Origin of the sequence: Paraplanobispora takensis, from assembly GCF_016863195.1 — a bacterium.
GTDB lineage: Bacteria > Actinomycetota > Actinomycetes > Streptosporangiales > Streptosporangiaceae > Planobispora > Planobispora takensis.
Genome location: NZ_BOOK01000141.1, coordinates 1 through 898 on the forward strand (window position 1 = coordinate 1; position 898 = coordinate 898).

1 protein-coding gene is annotated in these 898 nt (G+C 69.7%); it reads right to left on the reverse strand.

The window, feature by feature from the left end; all coding sequences use genetic code 11:
• The coding region (locus tag Pta02_RS40805) for a CE1758 family FMN-dependent luciferase-like monooxygenase (RefSeq protein WP_203880416.1) at positions 1 to 898 on the reverse strand (898 nt) is incomplete at both ends.

The window sequence follows — 898 nt, forward strand, 5'->3', positions numbered from 1 at the left end:
CGGCGCCGCCCGCCGCGGCGACCCGGGCGGCGTGGGTGGGCGCGTCGGGCACGTGGGCGGGCTTGAGCGCGGCGAATTCCTTGCGCAGCACCGGGATGACCTGCTCGCCGAGGATGTCGAGCTGCTCCAGCACGGTCTTCAGGGGCAGGCCGGCGTGGTCGATGAGGAACAGCTGGCGCTGGTAGTCACCCACGTACTCGCGGAAGCCCAAGGTGCGCTCGATGACCTGTTGCGGGCTGCCCACGGTCAGCGGGGTCTGGGCCATGAAGTCCTCCAGGGCCGGGCCGTGGCCGTAGACCGGGGCGTTGTCGAAGTAGGGGCGGAACTCGCGGATGGCGTCTTGGGAGTTCGTGCGCAGGAACACCTGCCCGCCCAGGCCGACGATGGCTTGCTCGGGGCTGCCGTGGCCGTAGTGGGCGAAGCGCTGCCGGTACAGCTCGACCATCTGCTGGGTGTGCTCTTTGGGCCAGAAGATGTGGTTGGCGAAGAAGCCGTCGCCGTAGTAGGCGGCCTGTTCGGCGATCTCTGGGCTGCGGATGGAGCCGTGCCAGACGAAGGGCGGCATGCCGTGCAGCGGGCGGGGGGTGGCGGTGAAGCCTTGCAGGGGGGTGCGGAAGCGGCCCTGCCAGTCGACGACGTCGTGGCGCCACAGCTGGTGCAGCAGGGCGTAGTTCTCGATGGCCAGGGCGATGCCGTTGCGGATGTCCTGGCCGAACCAGGGGTAGACCGGGCCGGTGTTGCCGCGGCCCAGCATCAGGTCCAGGCGGCCGTCGGCCAGGTGCTGGAGCATGGCGTAGTCCTCGGCGATCTTCACCGGGTCGTTGGTGGTGATCAGGGTGGTCGCGGTGGACAGGATCAGCCGCTCGGTGCGCGCCGCGATGTAACCCAGCATGGTGGT